Raw genomic sequence first — 24,406 nt, 5'->3', positions numbered from 1 at the left:
CGCGGCGTTTTTGTATCACTTGGCACTGGCGGCGGATTCGATCAGGCTGGCCACGGCTTTCGGATTCGACACCATCACCACATGGGACGCGCCCTTGACCACCACGGTCTTTTTGGCGTGCGCCCGTTCGGCCATGAACGCCATGGCTTGCGGCGGGATGTTCTTGTCCTTGTCGCCGTACACGAACCACGACGGAATCGATTTCCACGCAGGCTCGCTGGCCGCCTCATTCAGAGCGGCCTCGGTGACCGGGCGCTGGGTGGCGGCCATCAGTTTCGCATCCGCGTTCGGTACATCGGCAGCGAACTGGTCGTGGAACTTGTCCTGCTGGATATACAGATCCTTGCCACCGTCCTTCAGGGCAACGGGTGGCGCGAGAGTCGGGCCGAGGGTGCTACCGGGGAATTTTCCGGCCAGCCCGGCCACGGTTTCACCGGTTTCCGGCGCAAACGCGGCGACATACACCAAGGCTTTCACATTGGCGTTGCCATACGCCGCTTCACTGATCACCGGCCCGCCGTAGGAATGGCCGACCAGCACCACCGGCGATTTGATCCCGGCCAGAACGTCGGCGACCGATTGCGCATCACCCTTGAGCGTGCGCAGCGGGTTGGCCGCCGCGATCACCGGATAACCGTCCTTTTCCAGAATCTTCACCACGCCGTTCCAGCTGCTGGAATCGGCGAAGGCACCGTGCACCAGCACCACGGTGGGTTTCTCGGCAGCCATCGCCGAAGTGGCGCCGGCCATGGCGGCGGTGAGGGCCAAACCTGCAAACAACTTGTTCATCGGGTGTTCCTTGTGTCGGGAGGAGGAATGCAGCGTTCGGGCTTATTCAAGGCGTTCGCTGTATCGGGGATGTGTCCGCCTCCCGGCGCGGGTGCATGAAACTGTGTCTGGCAGGGCGCAGGCTACACGCTGATACAAAGCAAACGCCCCGGCAGGTGCGGGGCGTTCGGTTCAGGCGGCATTGACCGTTTGGCCATGCACTGCGCAGGTCGACGGTTGCTCGGCCAGCGAGACGAAGGTGCGACGGTCAGTCGTCAAGGCATCGATGGAGCCGGTCTCGATGTCGTAGACCCAGCCGTGCAGGTTCAGCAGGCCTTTCTCCTGGGCCAGACGCACGCTCGGGTGAGTCTGGATGTTCGCCAGTTGCGCGATCACGTTCTCGCGCACCATCGAACTGAGCTTGGCGGCGTCATTGGCGTGTGGCCGTGATTCGTTGACCACTTTCGCCGACTCGGCATGTTGCAGCCAGCCGCTGACGGCGGGCAGGTGATCCATGCATTTGCACTGGGCGATGGCAGTCATGGCGCCGCAATCGGAGTGGCCGCAGATCACGATGTCGGTGACGCCGAGCACGGCGACCGCGTACTCCACCGTCGCCGAAACCCCGCCCGGATGCGGACTGTAGGACGGCACGATGTTGCCGGCGTTGCGGATCACGAACAGTTCGCCGGGTTCCTGTTGGGTCAGCAGCTCGGGCACTACACGGCTGTCGGAGCAGGTGATGAACAAGGTGCCCGGGGTCTGGGTAGTCGCGAGGTATTTGAACAGCTCGGTGCGTTGCGGAAACGCTTCGCTCTGGAACTTCAGGAAGCCTTCGATCAGGTTTTTCATGGTGTAGTCCTCTCAGTTCGAACAGCCAGTACCGAATTCGCTGTATTGAAGAATGTGTTTTGCGCCGTGGCTGTCGAGGTAGGTCATCTCGACCGGCACTACGCCGCAGATGTCGGCCACCGGGGTGATGCTCACGACTTGCGCGATGTCCAGTTGCATGCCGTAGCGATAGGCGACGGCCTCTTCATCAGCCTGGGCCTGGGCGGCGAGGCCGACGAGCAGGGCCAGGGACAGCAGGATTTTTTGCATGGGGCAGCCTCCAGACAGATGTGGTGACGACTTGGCAATTCAGGTTTGGACGGGCCCGCGCGCGGGGTGCGGGCCCGGAGGGATCAGAACGGACGCAGCGGGAGGAACTTGCCGTCGAGGGTGACCACGGCGCGGGAACCGCCTTCAGGGTCTTCGACTTTTTTGATGTCGAGCTTGAAGTTGATCGCGCTGATGATGCCGTCGCCGAACTGCTCGTGAACCAGTGCCTTCAGGGTGGTGCCGTAGATCTGGATCATCTCGTGGAAGCGGTAGATGGTCGGGTCGGTCGGCACACCGTCGAGGCTGCCGCGCAGCGGGATGATTTGCAGGGCGGCGACGTCTTCGGCGCTCAGTTCCAGCTTGTCGCCGACCACTTCGGCGGCGGCTTTTGGCAGCGGGTGCTGGCCGAGGAGGGCGGCGGTGACGTAGGCCAGGCTCAGGCCGGTGCCGTCGGCCAGGTCCTGCCACGACAGATTTTTCTGTGCCTTGGCATCCAGGGCGCGAGTGGTCAGGGCGATGCGGCTGTCGTTGTAGGCTTGGGATTGCATGGTGCTTCTCCTTTCGGGGTTGGCTTGCTGTGTGGGATTCATCTTCTGCCGATTGATCCATAGCGTCCAAGACCGATATACAATGCAAGGCATAAGCATTGCCTATAGATGGAGAGCCCCATGCTGCTGCGACATTTGCGATACCTGCTGGCCGTGGCCGATCACGGCGGCTTCACCAGGGCGGCCGAAGCGCTGCACGTGTCGCAGCCGACCCTGTCGCAACAGATCCGCCAACTGGAGGAAAGCCTCGGGGTGGATCTGTTTGATCGCACCTCGCGTTCGGTCAAACCCACTGATGCCGGGCAGGCTTACATCGAATGTGCGCGGCGGGTGCTGGTGGAGCTGGAGGCGGGCAAGCGCGCGCTGCATGACGTGAGGGATCTGTCCCGAGGCTCGCTGCGGCTGGCCATGACCCCGACGTTCATGGCGTATCTGGTGGGGCCGTTGGTGCGTGACTACGTGGCGCGGTATCCGGGGATTCATCTGGAGATTTTCGAGCTGTCGATGGATGACATCGAAGCCGGGCTGGCGGATGACTCGCTGGATATCGCGATTGCCTTCACCCCGGTGCGCAATCCGGACATTGAATGCATTCCGGCGTTTGTCGAGACGCTGGGGGTGATGGTCGGGCGGGAGCATCCGTTGTATGACAGCTCATTGGTTCTGAGCCCCAATGACATCGCGCAACTTGATTTCGCACTGTTGGCGCCGGGTTACATCACCCGGGTGTCCGTCGATGAGTATTTTCGCCAGCACGGCATCACGCCCAAGGTGCAGATCGAGGTGAATTCGGTGAGTACCTTGCTCGAAGTGATCCGGCATGCGCCGATGGCGACCATGTTGCCGGAGGCGATAGCCACGGAGGATCGGGCATTGCGCCGGTTGCGTGTGAAGAGTGAGGCGCCGCAGCGGGGGGCGGCGTTGTTGCGGCGCAAGAACAATTATCACAGTGCGGCGGCGGTGGCGTTCATGGAAATGGTGTTGGAAAAACGTTCATGAACAGGGTTTGCGTTCAATAAAAAAGGGCCTGCTCCTTATTGGAAGCAGGCCCTTTTGTTTATTGAAGTTGCAACTTAGCAGAACCGATCAATCACCCGGACTTCGTTCTTGTTCTGCATCGAGTCCCACGCCTGTTTCAGCGTTTGCAGAACATTACCGATGAAGTCCTTGTCGGCCGCGGCTTTTTTGCCGACATAGCCGTGGCCGCGGCGGTACATCTTCAGGCGGGCCAGCAGGTTCTGGTTGTTCCGGTCGAACTCTTCTTCACCAGCGTGGGGCGACAGGCAGTCGATATGGACCTGACCCGACTTGCTGATCCACAGAATATGGCTGTCGTGGCTGTCTTTTTGCGCAGCGAACATACGAGCCAGTTCTTCGATAGTAGGTTGATTGTTCAGATTCATGATATTGCCCCTTGACCAGTCTGGTGATCTTTCAAAGTTGATTCGCTAATACAGGTAGCCCATCGGTTAGTTGATCCCTGGCACCGAAACCAGGACGTCAGCGGTCGCCCGTGTGAAGTACGGGGTCATGCGTCTGTTGCATGTAGTCGTGTTGAATAACTGCTACGCAATAGCGTCACAACGAGGAGAAGCAGCGAAAACCGGGAGGCTCCTTGACGACGTTTTCAGGGTCGACCACAAGCGTCTTGAGAATTTTCGCCAGCGCTTCTCGTCCTTGTACTGGACGTTCAGGCCAGGTCAGCTTCTTCAATCTGCCTTGTGGGCAGCGTGTATCCGGAAAAAACAGCTCGGCGGTCAGACGAGCTTGCTCAAGCGTGTTGCCAGTACTCCCGATCGGGGAGACGTCTGCATCATGCAAAAGCCAAACGACGCCGTCAACGGTTTTGTAGTGATTACTTTTGCTCACTACATATTGTCGGACAAAGTCATTCTGGAATGAGAAAAGGGCCGTTCAGGCAGCGTGAGAAGGGCTACGCAGGCAGTAGAAGGTGCAGGGGTAACCGTCCACGGTTTTCTGCTGGCGAGTGAAGTCGCCGCCGCTCACCTCAGGGATGACCCTGGCCCAGAACCGCTGTGCAGGCAGGTTGGCGTCGACATGGAAAATCTGCCATTGACCGGGCAAGTGACTCAAGAGGGCAGAGGCGACAAACTGCGCGACGCCTTGGCCACGCCAGCGTCGGCTGACGAAGAAATAGCCGATGTTGTAGTCGGCGCCTTCAATGAGGATGTGGTCATCCACGGTCACGAACCCCGCCAGTTCGCCGTCGACATGGATCAGGAACGGCCGGGTTGCCGGTTGGCGCCAGTAATCGTCCTTCAACTGGATCGGGAAGAAACCATGCCCGCCCAGCTTCAGCGGCAGCCATTCGCTGAAGTCGTAGGTGTAGAACTGCATCAGGTTTTCGATGGTGTCCAGTTCGTCGCGCCGGGCGACGCGCAGTTCGATGACAGACATGCCGCAGGCTCCTGACAATCACTGCAGAAACAGTAGCCCGCGGCGGGCTATTTGGCAGCCGGTTTCGCCGCGCGTTTGCTGGTTCCGGCCGTTTTGCGCCGAGTGGTCTTGCGCTTGCTCTTCCACGGCGCTGCAGCCTTGCCGGCAGGCGGTGGGCCGCTGATGGTCAGGTTCAGGCCGGCACAACGGGTCACTTGCTTGCTCATCCACGCGGCCTGTTTGGTGACGAATTCTTCCAGACTCATTTCGCCGCTCTGCACCATGTCCAGCGCCTGTTCCCAGATTGCGGTGGTTCCGGGGTCGGCAATCGCTCGCGGTACCGCGTCGATCAGGCTGAACGCGGCGGGTGTGGCGGACAATGCCTTGCCGTTCTTCACCAGATAACCGCGATCCAGCAGGCCCTGAATGATCGAGGCGCGGGTCGCTTCGGTACCGATCCCGGTGGTGTCCTTGAGTTTCTGCTTGAGCAGCGGGTCTTCCACCAGTTTGGCGACGTTCTTCATCGCCTTGATCAGATCGCCTTCGGTGTAGGGCTTGGGTGGCTGCGTCCACAGATCCTTGAGCTTTACGTCAGCGATAGCACATTCGGCGCCTTGGCTCAGCGTCGGCAGGGTTTGTGGCGCGGGGGCTTCACGGCCCTTGGCCGGGGCCAGTGCTTCCGGCAGTGCGCGTTTCCAGCCCGGTTCTATGATCTGCTTGCCGACGGCGCGCAGGGCTTCACCGGCGCAGTCGAAATCGGCCTGGGTGCGGTCGTATTCATGATTGGGCAGGAACTGCGCCAGATACCGTGCACGGATCAAGGTATAGACCGCCCGGTGCTTACCGCTCAGGCGTTCGAGATTCTTCGCGGCGGCGGTGGGGATGATGCCGTGGTGGGCGCTGACCTTGGCGTCGTTCCAGGCACGGGAGCGGCGCTGTGGCTCCAGATGTTCGCGCAACGCTTCGAGGCCCGGATCGGCCTGACGCAACGCCGCGAGAATCCCCGGCGCCTCGCTGTGCTGGCTCAGGGGCAGGTAGCCGCAATCGCTGCGCGGGTAGGTGATGACTTTGTAGGTTTCATAGAGGGCCTGGGCGATGTCCAGGGTTTCCTGGGCGCCGAGGCCGAGCTTCTTCGAGCAGACTTCCTGCAGGGTGCCAAGATCGAAGGGCAGGGGCGCCACTTCGCGCATGCGCTCGGTGCGCAGCTTGACCACCCGGGCGCTGGCAGCGCTGCTGATTGCGGCGGCCGCTTGCTGGGCGAGCGCCTGATTGAGGCAGCGATCCTGATCGTCGCAGGCATCGTTCGGCGCACGCCATTGCGCCGTAAACGCCGTGCCGTCATGCAGCAGTTGCACATCAATCGCCCAGTACGCGACGGGTATGAAATCGGCAATGCTGCGATCGCGATCCACCACCAGCCGCAGGGTCGGCGTCTGCACCCGGCCCACCGGCAGCACGCCCTGATAGCCCGATTGCCGGCCGAGCAGGGTGAACAGGCGACTCATGTTCATCCCGATCAGCCAGTCCGCCCGGGAACGCCCTAATGCCGAGTGATACAGACTGAAGGTTTCAGCGCCCGGCTTGAGCGCCGCCAACGCCTTGCGAATCGACGCTTCGTCCAGCGCCGACAGCCACAAGCGGCGGATCGGCCCGCGATAGCGGCAATGCTCCACCAGTTCCCGGGCGATCATCTCGCCCTCACGGTCGGCGTCGGTGGCGATGATCAGTTCGCTGGCCTCGCCGAGCAGGCGCTTGACCGCTTTGTACTGGCTGGCGGTGCGCGGCTTGACGGTCATTTTCCATTTGTCCGGGATGATCGGCAGATCCGCCAGCACCCAGCGTTTGTAACGGGCGTCATAGGCGTCCGGCGGAGCGGTTTCCAGCAGGTGGCCGATGCACCAGGTCACCGTGACATCCGTTCCCAGCCAGCAGCCATCGCCCCGGCGCCTGGCACCGAGTACGGCCGCAATATCCTTGGCCTGGGAAGGTTTTTCACAGAGGTACAGCCGCATAACCACCGTCGTCGATCATTGCCCGAAGAGGCGCACAGAATGGCCTGAGTCGGGCGTCGGGGCAACTTTTATCTGTATGGATATACAGATAAAAGGATTGCCGGTCATGACAGCCTGCGTCGGGGCAATCGGGGACGCTATCGAGAAATTGAATGGCGTTCGTGCCCGGCACTGTGTCAGGTTCGAATCGCCTCAACAGGGCGAGTGACAGGACGATCTCGCCAGAAGATCGCCGTTTTACTGTCTGACACTGACTCTTCAGCAACAAGGACGTACACCATGTCTCAACCTTCCTCCCAGGCCAGCAGCGCCTTCACCGCGGTCGACACCTTCAGCCACCTGTATGACCGTGGCACCGGGACCGTCAACGGCAAACCGTCGTTCACCGCCGACCAGGCCGCCGACGAAATCCTGCGCAAGGGCATGTCGTGGCAAGACAAGAATGCCGACGGCAAGATTGATCTGACTTACACCTTCCTGACCGACAAACCTTCGAACTACAACCCGAAGCTCGGCAACTTCAGCGAGTTCAGCGCCCAGCAGAAAGCCCAGGCCGTGCTGTCGATGCAATCGTGGTCGGACGTGGCCAAAGTCACTTTCACCGAAGGCAAGGGCGGTGACGGTCACATGACCTTCGGCAACTACGACGTCAGCACCGGCGGCGCGGCGTTCGCCTACCTGCCACAGGGCAGCAGCTATGACGGCCAGTCGTGGTACCTGATCAACGACCAATACCAGGTCAACAAGACCCCGGACACCAACAACTACGGGCGTCAGACCCTGACCCACGAAATCGGCCACACCCTCGGCCTGTCGCACCCGGGCGCCTACAACGCCGGCAACGGCAACCCGACCTACAACGACGCCAAGTACGCCGAAGACACCCGTGGCTACAGCCTTATGAGCTACTGGAGCGAAGCCAACACCGACCAGAACTTCAGCAAGGACGGCAGCGGCGCCTACGCTTCGGCTCCATTGCTGGACGATATCGTCGCCGTACAGAAACTCTACGGGGCCAACCTCGAAACCCGTGCCGATGACACCGTGTACGGCTTCAACTCCAACGCCGACCGGGACTACTACAGCGCTACTTCGAACACCTCCAAAGTGGTGTTCTCGGTATGGGACGGCGGCGGCAACGACACTCTGGATTTCTCGGGTTTCAGCCAGAACCAGAAGATCAACCTCAACGAAGGTTCGTTCTCGGACGTCGGCGGCCTGGTGGGTAACGTGTCCATTGCCTATGGCGTGACCGTGGAAAACGCCATTGGCGGTTCGGGCAATGACCTGTTGATCGGCAACAGCGCCGCCAACGAACTGATTGGCGGTGCCGGCAACGACATCATCTACGGCGGTGGCGGCGGTGACACGCTGTGGGGCGGTGAAGGCGCGGACACCTTTGTGTTCGGCACCGCCAGCGACTCGACCATGACCGCGCCGGACTGGATCATGGATTTCACCAGCGGCCTGGACAAGATCGACCTGTCGGGCATCGCCGGGTTCGCCACCGGCGCGGCCACGCTGAACTTCGTCAGCGGCTTCACCGGGCACGCGGGCGACGCGATCCTCACTTACTTCGCAGAGACCAACCAGACCAGCCTGATGATTGACCTGACCGGCCAGGGTTCGGTTGATTTCGCTGTGGGCGTGGTGGGGCAGGCTGTGGCGACTGATATCGTCGCGTGATCTGAAACGATAAAAACCGCAGTCCTTTGCAGGCTGCGGTTTTTTTGTTTTCGGACATCGCTCTACGACAGTGAAATCCGTTATTGCTCGGTCTCGAGAATCGACGTGGCGGGGGCGTTACGTACTCTGGCAAACCACCAGAGAGCCGCCACGCCCAGCAGCGTCGCCAGCACGGCCAGAATCAGAATCACACGTTGCGTCCCCAATGGCGCAGCGAGCAGTGCGACCAGCAGACCGGCCAGCGGTTGCGACAAGTTGTTGAGCAGGGTGATCACGCCGACGGTCTTGCCGAAGTCCTGAGGGGGAATGACTCGCTGGCGAATGCTGCGCATGTAAACGTTGAACATCTTGTCGAAGCCGACGATCAGCAGGAAACCCAGCACATAACCCGCCAGGTTCGGGCTCAGGGCACTGATGAAGGCGCCGGCGGCGAGCATCGAATAGGCAACGCCACCCAGTACGCGCAACGGCAATACCACTCGGGCGAGGAAAAACAGAATCACGATGGTGGTCACCGCGCCAGCCGCTTGCAGCACGGCGTAGTCGTCCTTGCCGGCGCTGTATTGACCGAGCACCATGGCCGCCGAAGTGGCCAGGGTGACCCCGACAATCAGGTTGACCCCGACCGCCAGGGTGATGATCTTTTTCAGCTCCGCCAGTTCGCGGATATGCCTGAAAGCGATGCGCAGAGGCTGCAGCCAGATGTCCTGATGCTGCTCGAACACCTCCAGGGTGATACGGCTGAAACGTTGCCACACCAGCATGCTCAGGTCGGCCAGCAGGAACAGCCCGGCCACCCACAGCACCACCCAGTGCCAAGCCGAAACCTCCAGAAGCAATGCCGCCACCAAGGGCCCCAGAACCAGTCCGGTCTGGTCGGCTATCTGCGAGTAGGAAAGGGTTTTGGTGTAGCTGTAGTGCTGAAAAATATGCGGCATCAGCACTTCGCGGGCCATGATGCCCTGAGTAGTCAGCACGCCGCACAGCGCTGACAGCACCACCAGCCATGCGATACCGCCGAAGACGGCATAAAGCCCCACTGCCAGCACGCAGAGCAGCGCGCGGTAGACCTGACTGATGTGCAGGATTCTGATGGGCGAGAACTTGTCGCACAGGGCACCGCACAACGGAAACGCGAGAAAGCGCGGCAGCGACTCGACGAAAAATGCTAGCCCCGCCCAGGACGCGCTGTTGGTGGTCTGGAATACCACCAACGGCACGATGAACAACAGGATCTGATCCGCCAGCCGCGACAGGAACAGCGAGATGAAAAAAGCCAGGTAATCCTTACGCATGATGACACTCCTGTGGGTGGGCGGCCTGGCGGGGCTGCCGCAACGTCAGTAAGCCGAGCCCGAGCTGTCGTTGAGGTTATGTCGCTCGTCGCCACGCAGGGGCGGGTTGAACACGCTGACCAGAATCAGATCCTGTTCCTTGCCCCCGCGCAGATAATGGCGATCGTGCTGGTCGAGCACATACACATCGCCAGGTCGAATCGGGTAGACATTTCCCTGCATATCTTCGACTTCGCCTTCCCCGGCAATGCAATAACACGCCTCCAGATGATTGCGATAGTGCAACAGCGATTCGGTGCCGGCGCGGACCACGGTGTGACATAGGGTAAAACCCATGGCATCGCGTTCGGTGAGCAGACGATGGCTGGTGCCGGCGCCCCATTCGACGAAGTACGGGGTTTTTTCTACTTCGGATTTGTTGCGAATGAACATGTAAACCTCGCTGAGAAAGTCGTTGGTGAAAAATCAGTCAGGCCGTTTTGGCGTCGACGCTGGAAGGGTTCAAAATGGCCTCGCCACAAGCCAGCATCGTGTCGTTCCACACCACGTCGCGGTGCGCGGCGATGGCCTGGATATCGCGCCAGTGACGCTGGAGCGGGTTGCCGGCGACCAGTGACGAGGCACCAAGTCGTTCCACCAGGCGCCGGACCACTTGCACGCATTGCTGTGCCAGATAGGCGCGGTCGCGCTTGAGCTGTAATACTTGCCAGGTGTCCAGTGGGCGATTCTGGACACCTGCCTCATGCAGTCGGGAAACCAGCGAGTCATACAGCAGCCCGGCGCTGTACAACTGCGCAGCCGAGTGGGCTGCCTGCTCGGCGATCCGTGGATCGCCGGCCAGGGGCGATCCGGCAAGCGCCGTCACAAACGCGGCGTGGGCGCCCTCGGCGCAACCCAGCAACGGGCCAATGATCGAGGTCGTGAGGTAGGGCACCAACGGCGCATGGTCGATGTAGTCGGTGCCGGGCGCAGGCGGATGTCGGGCAAATACCTCATGCAGCGCGAACACACGTTCATGGGGTACCAGCAACTGGTGGGTCAGCACATCGTGGGAACCGGTGGCCGACATGCCACAGCTGTCCCAGCTGTCGAGCCGCTGAACATCATTCGCAGCGACCAGCAGCAGGAATCGAGGAGTCTGATCGGCATCCGGGTGATTCGGACATGGGGCATTGAGCATTAGCCAGGTGGCGTCTTCGATCCCCGAGCTGAAGCGCCACCGCCCATTGACCCGAATGCCATCGGTTTCTCGGGATAACTGGCTGTTGGTGCTGCCGGACGCCGAAGCGAACAATTGCCGGGGCCCTTCTGCGTACAACAGGTCCTGGCAGGCCGGTGGCAGGCGCCGGGCGATGCAGCCGTGGCCTCCGACCAGGGCCAGCATCCAGCCCGTGGAGGCACAGGCTCTGGCGGCAATGCGCGCGCTTTCCACCAGCGTTGGCCAGTGCCCGCTGCTGGTGGTCTGCGCGCGCGGCGAGAGCAGGTCCAGCCAGTCGCCAGCGAACAGTTCGCTGAAGGTTCTGCTGCTCAGGCGGCGGTTTTTTTCTGCCGCGGCTGCGCGTTCGCGCCAGGCCGGAAGATGCTCCAGCGCCCGTTGGCACAGTGCGGGTGACGCGGCGTGGTGAAACGCTTGGTCGGCGCGATCAATCATCGACTGGCTCCGCGACAGCAGCGTGGGGAGCTGACAAGTCGCCAAGGCGCGCCCCTTCAAAACAGAACGCTGCGGGTTGCACTACCGGGCCCAGCAGACCGAGGAAACGTTCGATTTGCGCTGGATCGTCCGAGGCGACGAATTCACAGAAATTGCTGCTGCTCCACAGTAAGTGAACATGCTTGAATCGGCCCGACAGGGCACTGACCAGTTCTTCCAGGGTGACCTGTCCATTCTGCATCTGCTCAAGCATCTGCTGGCGTTTCCAGCGGATTTCTTCCTCACTGAAGTAGCGGGTCTTGAATACTTCATCCTTGATCCGTTCGCGCCGCAGGTATTCCTGTGGGGCGGGGTGGTTGAGTTTCTCAAGGAAGAACACCAGCCCCCCAGGTTTGAGAAACTGCTTGATATGAGCGATCTGCCGCTCGCGATCGCGGGTATAGAACTGAAACGCGGCCATTTCATAAATGAAATCGAACCCCTGGCTGAAGCGTTCGTAGTCGGGACTTTGCAGCAGCGCAGGGGTGACTTTGAAGACCGATTGCGGATAGAACAGCGACAGCGCCGGGTCTGCGTGGCGCTCGAACGAAATCCGGTTGGCCTGGTTGGGCGATGAGGTAAAGCTGCGAATCAGACCCTGCGAGTGGCCGGCCAATGCGCGGCCGTTGCTGCCATCGAAAGCATCCACCTCGAACAGGCTGAAGGTCTGGTCGGCGCTTCGGGTACTGGCCCGGGCCAGACGGGTCAGGGCCACGCCGACCCTCGACAGTTCTTCGAGGATGTACGGCACGCTGGCCAGAAAGTGCGAGAACAACGGACCCGCACCTTCGATCAGACGATCGTGGTAGTCGAGGATCTCTGGGTCTTCGATTTCTGACTTCAGATGGCTGTGCAGCGACTGCAATGGTACCTGGCTGGCGCCCGTGGCCAGACTGTGGAAGTGCCCGGCCAGTTTCAGCATGGCGCTCTGTTGCAGATTGTGGTCCAGACCGATGTCATCCAGTGGCGGCTGCGGACAAGTGTTCATGAAGTAGCTCCTGCTGTCAGATCAGTCCTTTGGCGGTGAACTTGCCCGAATCGGTTTTTGGCAAGGCTTCGAGAAATACGCATTGGGCCGGCACCATGTGCCAGTCCAGGCGGCTCTTGCAGTAATCCAGCAAGGCCTGTTCGCTGGTCTGGCGATGGTCGGCGTCAAGTACGATGCAGGCCTTGGGCACGTGCCCGGCCGACTCGTCGGCGACCGGCACCACCAGCACTTCGGCGACGGCGGGGTGGGAGGCCAGGCACTGTTCGATTTCCCTCGGGTTGACGTTCCAGATGTTGCGCGCGAACACATCATCCTTGCGCGCCACGTAGTAGAGATAACCCTCTGCATCTCGCTTGAACAGGTCGCCGGTGCGGTACAGCCGCGAATGGCCGAACTTATCGTGAACGAAGGCCCTGGCATTAGCCTCGGGCATGTTCCAGTACTCCAGCATCAGATAGTCGCTGGTCACCAGCAACTCGCCTACTTGCTCGGGTTCGTCGATGGCACGACCCTGTTCGTCGACCAGGTAGAGGCTGACGCCGGGCAGAGGTTTGCCCACCGACGTCGGGCGCAGGTCAATCTCTTCAGGGGGGAGGTAACTGACACGTTTGCATTCGGTGAGCCCGTAGTTGGAAAAGATCCGCACCTGGGGCAAGGCCTGGCGGATCCGCTGAATATGTCGCGTGTGCAGGGCCTGACCACTGCTGGAGATATAGCGCAGCTCCGGAACCCGTGCCTGCCACTGCGGGTCGGTATTGGCCAGCAGAAAAAACACCGGGGGAAACACATGCATGGCGGTGACGGACTCGCGCTCGACCACCCTGAGGACATCCTCCGCGCTGGCGGCGGGCTTGCTTTCAATGACGCTGGTGGCACCGGCAAACAACGGCATCATCACGTTGTAGACGCCGTAGTCGGAGGCCAGTGTCGAGTAGCTGAGGATGCGGTCGTCGGGACTGTTCTGCAGGTAGGTGGTAACCCTGCTGGAAGCCGCCAGCATGATCCGGTGATTGACCAGCACGCCTTTGGGACTGAAGGTCGAGCCTGAGGTATAGAAAATCGAGGTGGGTCGTTCGGGATCAGCATCCAGTGGTGCGGTGGCCGGGGCATTGTGTGTTTGGTTCGCGGCAAAGACATCGCCCAGATGGATGACTTTTGGCGTAGCCTCGGGGGCGGGAACGGTCAGCAGGATAAGGTCCAGCCCGGCGGCTTCGATCAGTTCCGGCAAGTTGTCGGTGTAGTCAGTGATCAGTACCCGCGCACCGGAATGCTTGAGCTGATGAATCAGCTTGGTGCGACTCAGGGTGTGATGGGTGGCGGCGGTGATTGCCCCGGCTTGCAGCAGCCCGAGGTAGGCGGCGATCAGTTCGACGGAGATGGTCGAATACAGTCCCACGCGCTCGCCCGGTGCAATTCCCAGGCTGGGCATCAGAGAGGCGATGTCGTCCACTCGCTGCTGCAGTTTCTGATAAGTGGTCGCGACCCCATCCAGAACAATGGCCGGTTTGGTCGGGTATTGACGGGCGTTATCGGCGATGACCTGATGAAAAAGTTGCATGGCTCAATATCCTTTCAAGCACAACTTCGGGGGAGTTAATTACGTTTTCTTGCACACACCGAAACATAGGTTCCTTGCCAGGTATAAGGGTCGATTGGCAAGTTTTCGGAGTTGCTTAGTGGCCAACTCTGTTTGTCAAAAAACGTATTGAAGTCATAGATATCAAAGTCGCACAGCCAGGCATCAAAGAAACCTTCGCTGTCTTGAGTGGATAATCCGGCTTCCTTGTCCCAGATAAAAGGCTCGCCGCTTGCCTGGAAGTAACGCGTCAGGTCGGATAACAAGTCGAGGAATATATAACCGCCAGGTTTTACAGCGCTGATGATTTTGGGCATCACGATGCGAAGTTCTTCCTGGCTGAAGAAGTGCAGCACTTCCGAACAGACCAGCACATCGTAAGTTGCAGAGCCGGGGTCATAGTCGAGGATGTCCGTCTGCTGAAAATCGAGCTCGCGTAACCAGGGGTTATGCCTGCGGCTCTGAATCGTGCTGTCCACCATGTCCACGCCGCTAAGGCTGTAGCCCTTGCGGGCCAGGGCCGTGAGGTTGCGACCATCGCCGCAACCCAGCTCCAGTGCGCGACCCGGACCGTCAGGAAGACTGGTCAGAAACTGTTTGAACTCATCGCGCAACTCACCAAACAGTGTGCCGTTATCACAGGCGCTGTATTCTCTGTCATACCATTCTTTCAGGACGGAACTGTTCACTACTTTCATAGTTATTCTCTGGCGTCGACAGGCGTGGCGCGCAAGGAATCGCGCAGGGGAAAAACGTGCGTTCAGTTGATCAGGTAGCGTTTGGGAAATATGAGGTTTTTGTGAAGGAGGGATGTAGCAGGCGACGGCAAGACATAATGAAACTCCATTTAATTGTTTTTCTTGAAGAGCATCCATGATTATCGAAAGTTGTAAGCGGCTCGATAACGGAGGGGATATTTCCATCGTGCGGCTTGTGCTGTCAAGGCGAACAATGGCCCATCATTAGGTATTTTTGTCACCAGTCAGTGACCATAAAAGCCATAGCCATTTCAGATCACGATTGGTTTGATCGAGCAAAAGCCGTTCGGCTGCGAACCCGACGTGATCGGGCCACATGGGTTATACCTGAAGCGCTCCCTTCGTCGCAGTCAGGAGAAACCGATGAAAACCTCCGGTCCCAGTCCCGTCATCACCATCGCCGAGCAGCCAGGTTGTGTGTTGGTGAAGTTCCATGGCATCCAGATCGCCGCCTCGGCCCGCGCACTGGTACTGCTCGAAGCCAATTACCCGCCGGTCTACTACATCCCCCGCGAAGACATCGACGAAAAGTACTTCGCCCGCACCGACCATACGAGCTATTGCCCGTACAAGGGCGACGCCAATTATTTCAGTCTGCAAGTGCCCGGACATGAGGGCGCGAACGCGGTGTGGACGTACGAAAATCCGAAGATTTCGGTCAGCCAGATCAAGGATTACGTTGCGTTCTATCCCGATCAAGTGAAGTTCGAATTGCTGGGGGCGGAGCTCTGACAGGCAGGTTGTGGCGAGGGCGTGAAACCCCCGCCACAGGCTTCAGGATCAGTTCTTGTCGAGATCGATATTCTTGGTCTCACGCAGACAGATCATCCCCACCACCAGGCTTACCCCGGTAATCAGCACCGGGTACCACAGCCCATAGAAAATATCCCCGGTGTACACCACCAGCGCAAACGACACGGTCGGCAGGAAACCGCCGAACCAGCCGTTGCCGATGTGGTACGGCAGGGACATCGAGGTGTAGCGGATACGGGTCGGGAACAGTTCGACCATCAGCGCCGCAAGCGGGCCGTAGCACATGGCGGAGATGATGATCAGGGCGACGATCAGAGCCACGATCATCGGCTTGTTGATCTGCTGCATGTCAGCCTGTTGCGGGTAGCCGGCGAGGGTGATTGCGCCGCGCAGGGCAGCTTCGTCGAAGCCGTCGAGTTTCACATCGCCGACGCTCACTTGCACCGCGCTGCCGGCAGGCGCTGCGACGCTGGAGTAGGGCAGGCCCTGCTTGACCAGGAAAGTCTTGACCTTGTCGCACGGGCTGTCGAATTTGGCCTTGCCCACCGGGTCGAACTGGAAGGTGCAGGTGGCCGGGTCGGCCACTACGGTGATTGGCGCCTGTTGGCTGGCATGGTCGATGGCCGGGTTGGCGTAGTGGGCCAGGGATTTGAAGATCGGGAAGTACAGCGCGGTAGCGAGCAGCAAGCCGAGCATCAGCACCGGTTTGCGCCCGACCTTGTCCGACAGCCAGCCGAAAATGATGAAGAACGGCGCGCCGATCACCACGCTGATGATCAGCAGACTGTTGGCCACCGCCGGGTCCATTTTCAGGAACTGGGTGAGGAAGAACAGCACGTAGAACTGCGCGGCGTAGAAGGTCACCGCTTGCCCGGCGTTGATGCTGAACAGGGCGATCAGCACGACTTTCAGGTTTTCCCATTTGCCGAAGGATTCGCGGATCGGCGCCTTGCTGGCCTTGCCTTCTTCTTTCATCTTCAGATAGGCCGGCGACTCGTGCAGGCTCAGGCGAATCCAGGTGGAAATCCCCAGCAGCACGATCGACAGCAGAAACGGAATGCGCCAGCCCCAGACTTCGAACTGATCACCGGTGAAGTAACGGCAACCGAGCACCACCAGCAGCGACAGCAGCAGACCAAGGGTGGCGGTGGATTGAATCCAGCTCGTATGGAAACCCCGTTTGCCGATCGGTGCGTGTTCCGCCACGTAAGTCGCGGCGCCGCCATACTCGCCGCCGAGGGCCAGGCCCTGGAGCATGCGCAGCACCACCAGAATGATCGGCGCGGCGATACCGATGCTGGCGTAGGTCGGCAGCAGGCCAACGGCGAACGTCGCCACGCCCATCAGGATGATGGTCGCGAGAAAGGTGTATTTGCGCCCGATCATGTCCCCCAACCGACCGAACACCAGCGCCCCGAACGGCCGCACGATGAAGCCTGCGGCAAACGCCATCAGCGCGAAGATGAACGCCGTGGTGTCGTTGACCCCGGCGAAGAACTGCTTGCTGATCACCGCCGCCAGGGCGCCGTAGAGAAAGAAGTCATACCACTCGAACACCGTCCCCAGTGACGAGGCGAAGATGACCTTTCGGGTATCGGAGCCGGCGTCCGTGCTGCGCACGGCGTCCAGCGGCTGAGCGTGTTCTGACATATCGGTATCCCTCACAGTGATTGTTTTTGTTGTTTCCACTGGTGTTGCGTGTCCGGGTGATGCGCGATGTCTACAGGGTGTGGGCCATTTCCGTTTTCGGTGTGATGTTCCTTGTCTCGGGGTTGAGCATCAGCTGTGCCGCTTTTTCAGCAATCATCAGCGTAGGCGAACACGTGTTGCCGGAGGTAATGCGCGGCATGATCGACGCATCGGCAATCCGCAGACCGGGTACACCATGCACCCGCAACTGCGCATCGACCACGGCATCCGCGTCGTTGCCCATGCGACAGGTACCGACCGGGTGGAAAATCGTCGTGCCGATCTTCGCCGCCGCTTCGTGCAGTTGTTCTTCGGTTTGCAGGCTGGCGCCGGGCAGGTATTCCACCGGGTTGAAGGCTTTCAGGGCCGGGGCGCTGACGATGCGCCGGGTCAGGCGGATCGCATCGGCGGCCACGCGCAGGTCTTCGGGATGGCTCAGATAATTGGGCTGGATCAGCGGTGCTGCTTGCGGATCGGCAGAGCGGATCTCGATCCGTCCACGGCTCTGCGGACGCAAATCACAAACCGACGCGGTGAACGCGGGGAAGCTGTGCAGCGGTTCGCCAAAGCGTTCCAGCGACAACGGCTGCACGTGATATTCGAGATTGGCCGAGGTCTGTTCCGGCCCGGAGCGGGCAAACGCGCCCAGCTGACTCGGCGCCATCGACAACGGCCCGCTGCGGTCATAGAGATAACGCAGGCCCATGCCCATCTTGCCCCACACACTGCCGGCGATCTGGTTGAGGGTACGGGCGTTTTCCAGTTTGTAGATCAGCCGCAATTGCAGGTGATCCTGCAGGTTACCGCCGACGCCTGGCAGCTCATGCACGACGCCGATTCCGAACTTCTCCAGCAGAGGACGCGGCCCGATCCCGGAGCGTTGCAGAATGCTCGGCGAGCCCACGGAGCCGGCGCACAACACGATCTCCTTGCGCGCCTTGAAGCTCTTTTGCTGACCCTGCCAACGAGCGCTGACCTTCGAGGCGCGACCGTCCTCGAACAACACGCGGTTCACCTCAACTTCAGTCAGCACCGTGAGATTGGCCCGATCGCGAATCGGCTTCAGAAACGCCTTCGCCGCATTCCAGCGCACCCCGGCCTTCTGGTTGACCTGAAAGTAGCCGCAACCCTCGTTGTCGCCCTGGTTGAAGTCATCGATGCTGGCGATGCCGCTTTGCTCGGCAGCGCTGCGGAATGCATCGAGAATCGGCCACGACAGGCGTTGACGTTCGACCCGCCATTCACCCTGGTCGCCATGGAAATCTGCCGCGCCGGCGAAGTGGTTTTCGCTCTGTTTGAACAACGGCAGCACATCGTTCCAGGCCCAGCCGGGATTTCCTTCGGCGGCCCAGCCGTCATAGTCGTTGGCCTGGCCACGCATGTAGATCATGCCGTTGATCGACGAACAGCCACCCAGCACCTTGCCGCGCGGATAACTTAGCGCGCGGCCGTTAAGGCCCGGTTGTTCTTCGGTCTTGAAGCACCAGTCGGTGCGCGGGTTGCCGATGCAGAACAGGTAACCCACGGGGATGTGGATCCACGGATAGTTGTCGCGCCCGCCGGCCTCCAGCAACAGTACGCGCCGCTGCGGATCCGCCGACAGCCGATTGGCCAGCAAACACCCGGCCGGCCCGGCGCCGACCACGATGTAATCGAATTCATCGAGGGAAGTCTGCATTCCCTGACCTCGCTTATTGTTTTTGTTGTCAGTCATCCTAGTTGTTAGCTTTCTTCAAAAGAATGTTAGTTTTTACGCAGCCGCTGTGCGTTTTCAAACAGCGCTTCCTGACGATAGCCGACAAGGACAAGCCATGTTCGACTGGAACGACCTGCGGTTCTTTCTCGAGTTGCAACGCAGCGGTCGCTTGCTCACGGCCGCCCGCCGCTTGAACACCACCCACGCCACCGTTGCCCGGCATATCGAGGCCATCGAAAAAAGCCTCGGCACCGCGCTGTTTGTCCAGCACGCCCAAGGCTACGAAATGACCCCGGCAGGGGAGGCGCTGCTCAAACACGCCGAAGCCATGGAAAACGTCGCGCTGCTGGCCCAGGAAGAAATCACCCAGTCCACGGCGCCGCTCGGCAAGATCCGTGTCGGCGTGACGGAAGGGCTGGGGATCATGTTTCTCGCCAGTCGCATGATCGGGTTGTTCAAGCGTTATCCGGGGCTGGAAGTGGAACTGGTGGCGGTGCCGCGTTTCGTCAGCATCCTCAACCGCGAGGCGGAAATCAGTATTCACCTGGAACGGCCGGCGGCGGACATGCTGGTCACCCGCAAACTCACCGATTACCGGCTCGCGCTCTATGCCAGCCGCGCTTATCTCGACAATGCATCGCCGCTGCGCAGCCGCGAGGATCTCGGGCGGCATGCGTGGATTGGCTATGTCGATGATCTGCTGTTCAGTCAGGAACTGATGTTTCTCAACAGCTTCTGCCGCAATCCCCGGGTGGTGTTTCACAGCACCAGCGTGATCGCCCAGCAGCAGGCCGCGCGCTCGGGGTTGGGGATTGCGGTGCTGCCTTGCTATATGGCCGCGTCGGATCCGGATCTGATAGCGCTGTTGCCGGACGAAAGCATCGAGCGCAGTTACTGGATCAGCACGCGGCGGGAGTTGCACAAGTCGGTGCGATTGCGGGTGGTTTGGGATTATGTGGTGGAGTTGTGCGAAAGCGAGCGTGAGTTGTTGATGGGGCAGTAACGGGCGACTGTTCCATGCAACTAAAATCCCCCGCAAAAGGTCATTCGATTTGCAGAGGTTGAGTCATCTCGCAGAACCTCCACAACGAAGATGCTTGCCGTGGCCACTCACCTCGATCGCCGCAATAACCTGTCCCTCGACAGCCTGAATTTCTTCCTTGCCGACGTGCGTGACGGGCTCGGTCCTTATCTGGCGATTTACCTGCTGGCGGTTCACCACTGGGAACCGGCGAGTATCGGTCTGGTCATGACGATTGCCGGGATCGCCGCGCTCATCACACAGACTCCGGCAGGTGCGCTGGTCGACAGCACACGCTTCAAACGGGCGCTGATCGCGATTGCCGCACTGGTGGTCACAGGAAGTTGTCTGCTGCTGCCATTCGTTACCTCATTCAGCCTCGTGGCCCTGACGCAAGCCATCAGCGCCGCTGCTGCTTCGATCTTCGCACCGGCCATCTGCGCGATTACCCTCGGCATTACCGGCCCTCGCGCGTTTACACGCAGAACCGGACGCAACGAAACCTTCAACCACGCCGGCAACGCCTGCGCCGCACTGTTGGCTGGTTTGTCCGCGTATCTGTTCGGCCCGGTCGCGGTGTTTTATTTGATGGCGGTCATGGCGCTGGCCAGTGTGATTGCCGTCTCGTTCGTATCGGCCGAAGCCATTGACCATGATCTCGCCCGAGGTCTGGAGCCAAGCGAAACAGGGCAGGGCAAGCAGCCTTCGGGGCTTTCCGTTTTGCTCACCAACAGACCGCTGCTGATGTTCGCGATTTGCTGTGCGCTGTTTCATCTGGCGAACGCGGCGATGCTGCCACTGGTGAGTCAGAAACTGGCGCAAGCCAATCTGCAGATGGCCACGCCGCTTACGTCCGCCTGCATCGTCGCGGCGCAAATGGTGATGGTGCCGGTCGCGTTGCTGGTGGGCGCGAAGGCCGATGTGTGGGGGCGCAAGCCGTTGCTGCTGGCCGGATTCCTGATCCTGCCATTGCGCGGTGTGTTGTATGTGCTGTCCAACGATCCGTGGTGGCTGGTTTCGGTGCAGTTGCTCGACGGCATCGGGGCGGGGATTTTCGGCGCGCTGTTTCCCGTGGTGGTGAAAGACCTGACGCAGGGGACCGGGCACTTCAACGTCAGCCTCGGGGCGATTTCGACGGTGTTCGGTCTGGGGGCGGCGTTGAGCAACAGCCTGGCGGGGGTTGTGGTTCAGGAGGCGGGGTACAGTGCTGCGTTTCTGACGTTGGCGGCGGTGGCGATGGCAGCGCTGGCGCTGCTTTGGGTGGCGGTGCCGGAGACGGTGTCGCGGGGTGCGTTGGAATACGGGCACATTGGGTGAGCCGCCTCCTGCAACGCTTGTGTATCGGCTTGCTTGAGCTCCGGCAAATAGAAGATCGATATCCGGGCCAAACCGCCCGGGATCTGGCCTGGTCCGATCCCGCGCGCTGGTGATGGCTTGACTGTTCAAGCCGTGACCGGAATCGGGCTGATCGCTTGTTGCTTCCAGGCTTTCGGTGACATGCCTTCAGCTTTGGCGAATGTACGGCTGAAGTGAGCTTGATCGCAAAAGCCGCATTCCAGTGCGATCTCTGTGAGCAGCATCGTGGAGTCCTTCATTAATTCTCTGCTTTTCATGACCCGCTGTTCACGCAGCCATTGCTGCGGGGACATCCGGGTGCTTTCCTTGAACAGGCGTGAGAAGTGGCTGCGCGACAATGCGCAGGCTTCGGCCAGTTCAGTCACGGTAATGCCGGTATCCAGCCTGTCGAGCATCAGTTGTTGGGCAGTCCTTATCTGCCAGGGTTTGAGCTGTCCCGTCGAAGTCAGGGTGAGCGTCGCCAGCACGGTAGATTTATCCATGTTCATACACATCCGGAAATTCAGGTAACAGGATGCGCGCGGCTGACTCGACTCAGTCGACAGCGCACCCTTTGCAAGTCTGGACAGCCCCTGGGGCAGGGCCGGCGATGGCTCAGACAGACGCGGCGACAGGCGCCAGGGAGGGGCCATGCTGAACGCGCTCAGGCGCCTTGTGCACCATGGTGTAGGCGTAGTCGACGCCCATGCCGTAGGCACCGGAATGTTCCCTGACCAGTTCCATCACGGCGTCGTAGGTGGCGCGGTTCTTCCAGTCCCGTTGCCATTCCAGCAGCACCTGCTGCCAGGTCACCGGTACCACGCCGGCCTGGATCATGCGCTGCATGGCGTAATCGTGGGCCTCTTTGGTGGTGCCGCCGGAGGCGTCTGCGACCATATAGATTTCATAGCCGGCATCGTTCATTGCCGACAGGGCGAAGGTGGCATTGCACACCTCGGTCCACAGGCCGGAGACGATGATCTTGTTGCGACCATTTTTTTTGAGTGCGTCGCGCACCTTCTGATCGTCCCAGGAGTTCATGGAGGTGCGCTCCAGCAGCGGGGCGTCCGGAAACACGGCGAGTAGTTCGGGATAGGTGTGACCCGAGAAGCTTTCTGTCTCAACCGTGGTGAGGGTGGTGGGGACATTGAAAATCTTCGCTGCCTTGGCCAGGGCAACGGTGTTGTTCTTGAGCGTTTGCCGGTCGATGCTCTGCACGCCGAAGGCCATCTGTGGCTGGTGGTCGATGAAGATCAGTTGGCTGTTCAGTGGAGTCAGGACTTCAGTTTTAGGATTGTTCATTCTTGTTTCCTTTCAGCTCGATGTTGTTCAGTCGCACAAGTACATTCCTCAGCGTCATTGCTGAGGGCGAGCAAAAGATAACGAAACAAAATGTTTAATGGTGGCGCACGTTTGCACTCCTGAAGGCTCATTTTTGCGCCATTGAATGCGTGCTCGCGCTGCTAGCATTCGCCTACCCATACGGATCAGACCGATCCCTCATGAGCTGGAGAATGCAATGGCAGCTACACAACCGTTCAACAAGCAGACCGCCTACTGGGGTGTCCCCTGGGAAGAGGCCTATGGCTATCCGCAGGCACGGCGCTCAGGAAACGAGATCTACGTATCAGGTCAGTTCAACCACGATGAGGAAGGTAATCTGGTCGCCCCGGCGCCGCTGGACGCCAATGGAAAGCCCAGTGATTTCTCTTCGATGGGAGAGCAGATGCGGGTCTCTTACGACAACATTTCGAAGCTACTCGCCTTGTATGGCGCAACGCTGCAAGACGTTGTCGAGGAAACGCTTTACGTGCTGGATATGGATGCTGCGTTCGCGGTCGTCGGCAAAGTGCGCAAGGCTGCCTATGGCACTGAGCGGCCTCAGTGCGCGAGCAATATCATTGGCGTGTCGAGACTTGCCCAGCGCCCGCAACTGATCGAGATCGCATGCAAGGCCGTGATTGGCGCGCGAAACATCTGAGCTGCACTCCCGGTTTCGATTTAGATGACCGGGAGTATCGACTGCCCTTCGACCAAGGGTTTCTGACTGGCCACGGCAGCCGCGCAGAAGGTCATGAATGCCTTGACCCGCCACGATTTTCGAATGTCCTGGTGAGTCAGCAGCCATAACTCATCCTGAAGCTCCGGCACCACCGGCCCGGCACGTACCAGGCCTGGGGTGATGTCGCCCAGCATGCAGGGAAGGAATCCATATCCCAGGCCCGCCGCGATGGCCACGCTTGCCGCTGCAACGGAATCGGTGCGGTACGCGATGCGCTCGGCAGCGACTCTGCTTTCGACATAACGGGTCGCCCTCAGACCGCAGAGCGCTGCGGAGTAGGACACCCATGCCTGGCCCTCTTCGAAAAGGGGCGAGTCAGTCATTTGCCTGGCAGAGCAATAAGGTGCCCAGGCAATGTTTGCCAGTTTGCGCCCCACCAGGCTTTCCGCGGGTTTTCTCGTCGCCCGAATGGCGATATCCGATTCATCCCGGGCGAGGCTGAGGGTTTCATTGCCCACCAGCACCTCGATGGTGATTCCCTCATTCAGAGCCTTGAAGTCCGCGATGATGGGGGTGAAGAAATACAGCAGCAGCGAGTCGCTGGTGGTAATTCGAAGCTTTCCGAGGGGGCCCTGGCCTGAACGCGAAACACGCCGCGTGACGCTGACGATGTCCAGCTCCACCCGCTCGGCGAGTGCTCGCAATTCAGCACCCTCGGCGGTGAGCAGATACCCGGATTTGCGATGATCGAACAGCGCGACGCCGAGCGTGCGCTCGACTTGAGTAATCCGGCGCGAAACGGTGGATACATTGATGCCAAGCTTTTTGGCCGTAGCCGAACGATTGCCGCAATCACTGAGCGTCTTGATGATGCGCAAGTCGTCCCACGAGAGCTGGCTGGCAGCCTCGCCTGCGTCCCACTTTTTCCCGTCAGGGGGAGTCAGAGCCTTTTCAGTTGGCGATTTCACACAGTTCGTTCCGGATGCGAGGGCGGTGATGATACGAGAAGAGGTGGGGGGGGAAGCAGCCAAATTGTTCCGGCGATGCGTACAGCGTTTGATCCTGCGAAACCCACCTCGGCAGCTGATTTT

Annotated in this window: 25 protein-coding genes; 6 read left to right on the top strand and 19 right to left on the bottom strand. The window is 60.2% G+C overall.

Features of this window, described 5'->3' with window-relative positions:
- Positions 1-15 precede the first annotated feature (15 nt).
- The 4 genes from CAG02_RS24315 to cynS form a co-directional block, all read right to left on the bottom strand.
- On the bottom strand, positions 16-789 hold the full coding sequence (locus tag CAG02_RS24315) for an alpha/beta fold hydrolase (RefSeq protein ID WP_085711456.1): 774 nt from the start codon (positions 787-789) through the stop codon (positions 16-18).
- Between the two features lie 171 nt (positions 790-960).
- On the bottom strand, positions 961-1,620 hold the full coding sequence (locus tag CAG02_RS24310; RefSeq protein ID WP_085711455.1) for a carbonic anhydrase: 660 nt from the start codon (positions 1,618-1,620) through the stop codon (positions 961-963).
- A 12-nt stretch (positions 1,621-1,632) separates the two neighbouring features.
- Complete coding sequence (locus CAG02_RS24305; RefSeq protein WP_085711454.1) at positions 1,633-1,869, bottom strand: DUF2790 domain-containing protein; 237 nt, start codon at positions 1,867-1,869, stop codon at positions 1,633-1,635.
- A gap of 83 nt (positions 1,870-1,952) precedes the next feature.
- Positions 1,953-2,417 carry a cyanase gene (cynS, locus tag CAG02_RS24300; RefSeq protein ID WP_011334741.1) on the bottom strand — a complete coding sequence of 155 codons (465 nt, stop codon included), beginning with the start codon at positions 2,415-2,417 and terminating at the stop codon, positions 1,953-1,955.
- 120 nt (positions 2,418-2,537) lie between these two features.
- On the opposite strand from cynS, the gene cynR reads away from it, so the two are divergent.
- Positions 2,538-3,416, top strand: a complete 879-nt coding sequence (gene cynR / locus CAG02_RS24295; protein ID WP_085711453.1) for a transcriptional regulator CynR — start codon at positions 2,538-2,540, stop codon at positions 3,414-3,416.
- A 74-nt stretch (positions 3,417-3,490) separates the two neighbouring features.
- Here cynR and CAG02_RS24290 read toward each other — a convergent pair whose 3' ends face one another.
- From CAG02_RS24290 to CAG02_RS24275, 4 genes are all read right to left on the bottom strand, one after another.
- Positions 3,491-3,820, bottom strand: a complete 330-nt coding sequence (locus CAG02_RS24290; RefSeq protein ID WP_047293552.1) for a hypothetical protein — start codon at positions 3,818-3,820, stop codon at positions 3,491-3,493.
- A 175-nt stretch (positions 3,821-3,995) separates the two neighbouring features.
- Positions 3,996-4,286: a hypothetical protein gene (locus CAG02_RS29865; RefSeq protein WP_170931642.1), complete on the bottom strand. Its 291-nt coding sequence runs from the start codon at positions 4,284-4,286 to the stop codon at positions 3,996-3,998.
- A 45-nt stretch (positions 4,287-4,331) separates the two neighbouring features.
- A complete protein-coding gene (locus CAG02_RS24280) occupies positions 4,332-4,835 on the bottom strand; it encodes a GNAT family N-acetyltransferase (RefSeq protein WP_085711451.1) in 504 nt (167 codons plus the stop codon).
- A 47-nt stretch (positions 4,836-4,882) separates the two neighbouring features.
- Positions 4,883-6,826, bottom strand: coding sequence for a DNA topoisomerase III (locus CAG02_RS24275; RefSeq protein WP_085711450.1), 1,944 nt, complete (start codon positions 6,824-6,826; stop codon positions 4,883-4,885).
- Positions 6,827-7,105: 279 nt separating this feature from the next.
- On the opposite strand from CAG02_RS24275, the gene CAG02_RS24270 reads away from it, so the two are divergent.
- Complete coding sequence (locus CAG02_RS24270) at positions 7,106-8,512, top strand: serralysin family metalloprotease (protein ID WP_085711449.1); 1,407 nt, start codon at positions 7,106-7,108, stop codon at positions 8,510-8,512.
- A gap of 80 nt (positions 8,513-8,592) precedes the next feature.
- Here the strand turns inward: CAG02_RS24270 and CAG02_RS24265 are convergent, their stop codons facing one another.
- Genes CAG02_RS24265 through CAG02_RS24240 form a run of 6 tightly spaced genes read right to left on the bottom strand, consistent with a single transcriptional unit; the run spans position 8,593 to position 14,936 of the window.
- Positions 8,593-9,807 carry an MFS transporter gene (locus CAG02_RS24265; RefSeq protein ID WP_085711448.1) on the bottom strand — a complete coding sequence of 405 codons (1,215 nt, stop codon included), beginning with the start codon at positions 9,805-9,807 and terminating at the stop codon, positions 8,593-8,595.
- Between the two features lie 45 nt (positions 9,808-9,852).
- Positions 9,853-10,239, bottom strand: a complete 387-nt coding sequence (locus CAG02_RS24260; protein ID WP_085711447.1) for an ectoine synthase — start codon at positions 10,237-10,239, stop codon at positions 9,853-9,855.
- A gap of 37 nt (positions 10,240-10,276) precedes the next feature.
- Positions 10,277-11,458 carry an acyl-CoA dehydrogenase family protein gene (locus tag CAG02_RS24255; protein WP_085711446.1) on the bottom strand — a complete coding sequence of 394 codons (1,182 nt, stop codon included), beginning with the start codon at positions 11,456-11,458 and terminating at the stop codon, positions 10,277-10,279.
- Positions 11,451-12,485 (bottom strand): hypothetical protein, encoded by a 1,035-nt coding sequence (locus CAG02_RS24250; RefSeq protein ID WP_085711445.1) that lies wholly within the window; start codon positions 12,483-12,485, stop codon positions 11,451-11,453. The genes CAG02_RS24255 and CAG02_RS24250 overlap by 8 nt, the downstream gene beginning before the upstream one ends.
- A gap of 16 nt (positions 12,486-12,501) precedes the next feature.
- Positions 12,502-14,043, bottom strand: coding sequence for a class I adenylate-forming enzyme family protein (locus CAG02_RS24245; RefSeq protein WP_085711444.1), 1,542 nt, complete (start codon positions 14,041-14,043; stop codon positions 12,502-12,504).
- Positions 14,044-14,078: 35 nt separating this feature from the next.
- Positions 14,079-14,936, bottom strand: coding sequence for a bifunctional 2-polyprenyl-6-hydroxyphenol methylase/3-demethylubiquinol 3-O-methyltransferase UbiG (locus CAG02_RS24240; protein WP_256576916.1), 858 nt, complete (start codon positions 14,934-14,936; stop codon positions 14,079-14,081).
- A gap of 246 nt (positions 14,937-15,182) precedes the next feature.
- Here CAG02_RS24240 and CAG02_RS24235 point away from each other — a divergent pair, with 246 nt between their 5' ends.
- Positions 15,183-15,551, top strand: coding sequence for a DUF427 domain-containing protein (locus CAG02_RS24235; RefSeq protein WP_085711442.1), 369 nt, complete (start codon positions 15,183-15,185; stop codon positions 15,549-15,551).
- A gap of 48 nt (positions 15,552-15,599) precedes the next feature.
- On the opposite strand, the gene CAG02_RS24230 is transcribed toward CAG02_RS24235, so the two are convergent.
- Together CAG02_RS24230 and CAG02_RS24225 are read right to left on the bottom strand one after the other, a co-directional pair.
- Positions 15,600-17,222, bottom strand: a complete 1,623-nt coding sequence (locus tag CAG02_RS24230) for an MFS transporter (protein WP_085711441.1) — start codon at positions 17,220-17,222, stop codon at positions 15,600-15,602.
- Positions 17,223-17,292: 70 nt separating this feature from the next.
- Positions 17,293-18,939 carry a GMC family oxidoreductase gene (locus CAG02_RS24225; RefSeq protein WP_085711440.1) on the bottom strand — a complete coding sequence of 549 codons (1,647 nt, stop codon included), beginning with the start codon at positions 18,937-18,939 and terminating at the stop codon, positions 17,293-17,295.
- Positions 18,940-19,072: 133 nt separating this feature from the next.
- Here CAG02_RS24225 and CAG02_RS24220 point away from each other — a divergent pair, with 133 nt between their 5' ends.
- Positions 19,073-19,960 carry a LysR family transcriptional regulator gene (locus CAG02_RS24220; protein WP_085711439.1) on the top strand — a complete coding sequence of 296 codons (888 nt, stop codon included), beginning with the start codon at positions 19,073-19,075 and terminating at the stop codon, positions 19,958-19,960.
- 99 nt (positions 19,961-20,059) lie between these two features.
- Entirely contained in the window at positions 20,060-21,295 is a 1,236-nt protein-coding gene (locus CAG02_RS24215; protein ID WP_085711611.1) for an MFS transporter, read from the top strand.
- A 125-nt stretch (positions 21,296-21,420) separates the two neighbouring features.
- On the opposite strand, the gene CAG02_RS24210 is transcribed toward CAG02_RS24215, so the two are convergent.
- Both CAG02_RS24210 and CAG02_RS24205 read right to left on the bottom strand, forming a co-directional pair.
- A complete protein-coding gene (locus tag CAG02_RS24210; RefSeq protein WP_085711438.1) occupies positions 21,421-21,822 on the bottom strand; it encodes a helix-turn-helix domain-containing protein in 402 nt (133 codons plus the stop codon).
- Between the two features lie 106 nt (positions 21,823-21,928).
- Complete coding sequence (locus CAG02_RS24205) at positions 21,929-22,615, bottom strand: hydrolase (RefSeq protein WP_085711437.1); 687 nt, start codon at positions 22,613-22,615, stop codon at positions 21,929-21,931.
- Positions 22,616-22,832: 217 nt separating this feature from the next.
- On the opposite strand from CAG02_RS24205, the gene CAG02_RS24200 reads away from it, so the two are divergent.
- Entirely contained in the window at positions 22,833-23,294 is a 462-nt protein-coding gene (locus CAG02_RS24200) for a RidA family protein (RefSeq protein WP_085711436.1), read from the top strand.
- 20 nt (positions 23,295-23,314) lie between these two features.
- On the opposite strand, the gene CAG02_RS24195 is transcribed toward CAG02_RS24200, so the two are convergent.
- Entirely contained in the window at positions 23,315-24,283 is a 969-nt protein-coding gene (locus CAG02_RS24195; protein WP_170931641.1) for a LysR family transcriptional regulator, read from the bottom strand.
- Between the last annotated feature and the right edge of the window lie 123 nt (positions 24,284-24,406).

The sequence above is a fragment of the Pseudomonas sp. R43(2017) genome, from assembly GCF_002112345.1.
GTDB classification, from domain to species: Bacteria; Pseudomonadota; Gammaproteobacteria; order Pseudomonadales; family Pseudomonadaceae; genus Aquipseudomonas; species Aquipseudomonas kribbensis.
The sequence above is the reverse complement of the archived record's forward strand: the minus strand, read 5'-3'. Positions and strand labels throughout refer to the sequence as shown.

Excerpts from the sequence above, each read along its gene's own strand:
- CAG02_RS24315 (WP_085711456.1), bottom strand. The coding sequence starts at position 789 with ATGAACAAGTTGTTTGCAGGTTTGGCCCTCACCGCCGCCATGGCCGGC.
- CAG02_RS24310 (WP_085711455.1), bottom strand. The coding sequence starts at position 1,620 with ATGAAAAACCTGATCGAAGGCTTCCTGAAGTTCCAGAGCGAAGCGTTT.
- CAG02_RS24305 (WP_085711454.1), bottom strand. The coding sequence starts at position 1,869 with ATGCAAAAAATCCTGCTGTCCCTGGCCCTGCTCGTCGGCCTCGCCGCC.
- cynS (WP_011334741.1), bottom strand. The coding sequence starts at position 2,417 with ATGCAATCCCAAGCCTACAACGACAGCCGCATCGCCCTGACCACTCGC.
- cynR (WP_085711453.1), top strand. The coding sequence starts at position 2,538 with ATGCTGCTGCGACATTTGCGATACCTGCTGGCCGTGGCCGATCACGGC.
- CAG02_RS24290 (WP_047293552.1), bottom strand. The coding sequence starts at position 3,820 with ATGAATCTGAACAATCAACCTACTATCGAAGAACTGGCTCGTATGTTC.
- CAG02_RS24280 (WP_085711451.1), bottom strand. The coding sequence starts at position 4,835 with ATGTCTGTCATCGAACTGCGCGTCGCCCGGCGCGACGAACTGGACACC.
- CAG02_RS24275 (WP_085711450.1), bottom strand. The coding sequence starts at position 6,826 with ATGCGGCTGTACCTCTGTGAAAAACCTTCCCAGGCCAAGGATATTGCG.
- CAG02_RS24270 (WP_085711449.1), top strand. The coding sequence starts at position 7,106 with ATGTCTCAACCTTCCTCCCAGGCCAGCAGCGCCTTCACCGCGGTCGAC.
- CAG02_RS24265 (WP_085711448.1), bottom strand. The coding sequence starts at position 9,807 with ATGCGTAAGGATTACCTGGCTTTTTTCATCTCGCTGTTCCTGTCGCGG.
- CAG02_RS24260 (WP_085711447.1), bottom strand. The coding sequence starts at position 10,239 with ATGTTCATTCGCAACAAATCCGAAGTAGAAAAAACCCCGTACTTCGTC.
- CAG02_RS24255 (WP_085711446.1), bottom strand. The coding sequence starts at position 11,458 with ATGATTGATCGCGCCGACCAAGCGTTTCACCACGCCGCGTCACCCGCA.
- CAG02_RS24250 (WP_085711445.1), bottom strand. The coding sequence starts at position 12,485 with ATGAACACTTGTCCGCAGCCGCCACTGGATGACATCGGTCTGGACCAC.
- CAG02_RS24245 (WP_085711444.1), bottom strand. The coding sequence starts at position 14,043 with ATGCAACTTTTTCATCAGGTCATCGCCGATAACGCCCGTCAATACCCG.
- CAG02_RS24240 (WP_256576916.1), bottom strand. The coding sequence starts at position 14,936 with ATGGATGCTCTTCAAGAAAAACAATTAAATGGAGTTTCATTATGTCTT.
- CAG02_RS24235 (WP_085711442.1), top strand. The coding sequence starts at position 15,183 with ATGAAAACCTCCGGTCCCAGTCCCGTCATCACCATCGCCGAGCAGCCA.
- CAG02_RS24230 (WP_085711441.1), bottom strand. The coding sequence starts at position 17,222 with ATGTCAGAACACGCTCAGCCGCTGGACGCCGTGCGCAGCACGGACGCC.
- CAG02_RS24225 (WP_085711440.1), bottom strand. The coding sequence starts at position 18,939 with ATGCAGACTTCCCTCGATGAATTCGATTACATCGTGGTCGGCGCCGGG.
- CAG02_RS24220 (WP_085711439.1), top strand. The coding sequence starts at position 19,073 with ATGTTCGACTGGAACGACCTGCGGTTCTTTCTCGAGTTGCAACGCAGC.
- CAG02_RS24210 (WP_085711438.1), bottom strand. The coding sequence starts at position 21,822 with ATGAACATGGATAAATCTACCGTGCTGGCGACGCTCACCCTGACTTCG.
- CAG02_RS24205 (WP_085711437.1), bottom strand. The coding sequence starts at position 22,615 with ATGAACAATCCTAAAACTGAAGTCCTGACTCCACTGAACAGCCAACTG.
- CAG02_RS24200 (WP_085711436.1), top strand. The coding sequence starts at position 22,833 with ATGGCAGCTACACAACCGTTCAACAAGCAGACCGCCTACTGGGGTGTC.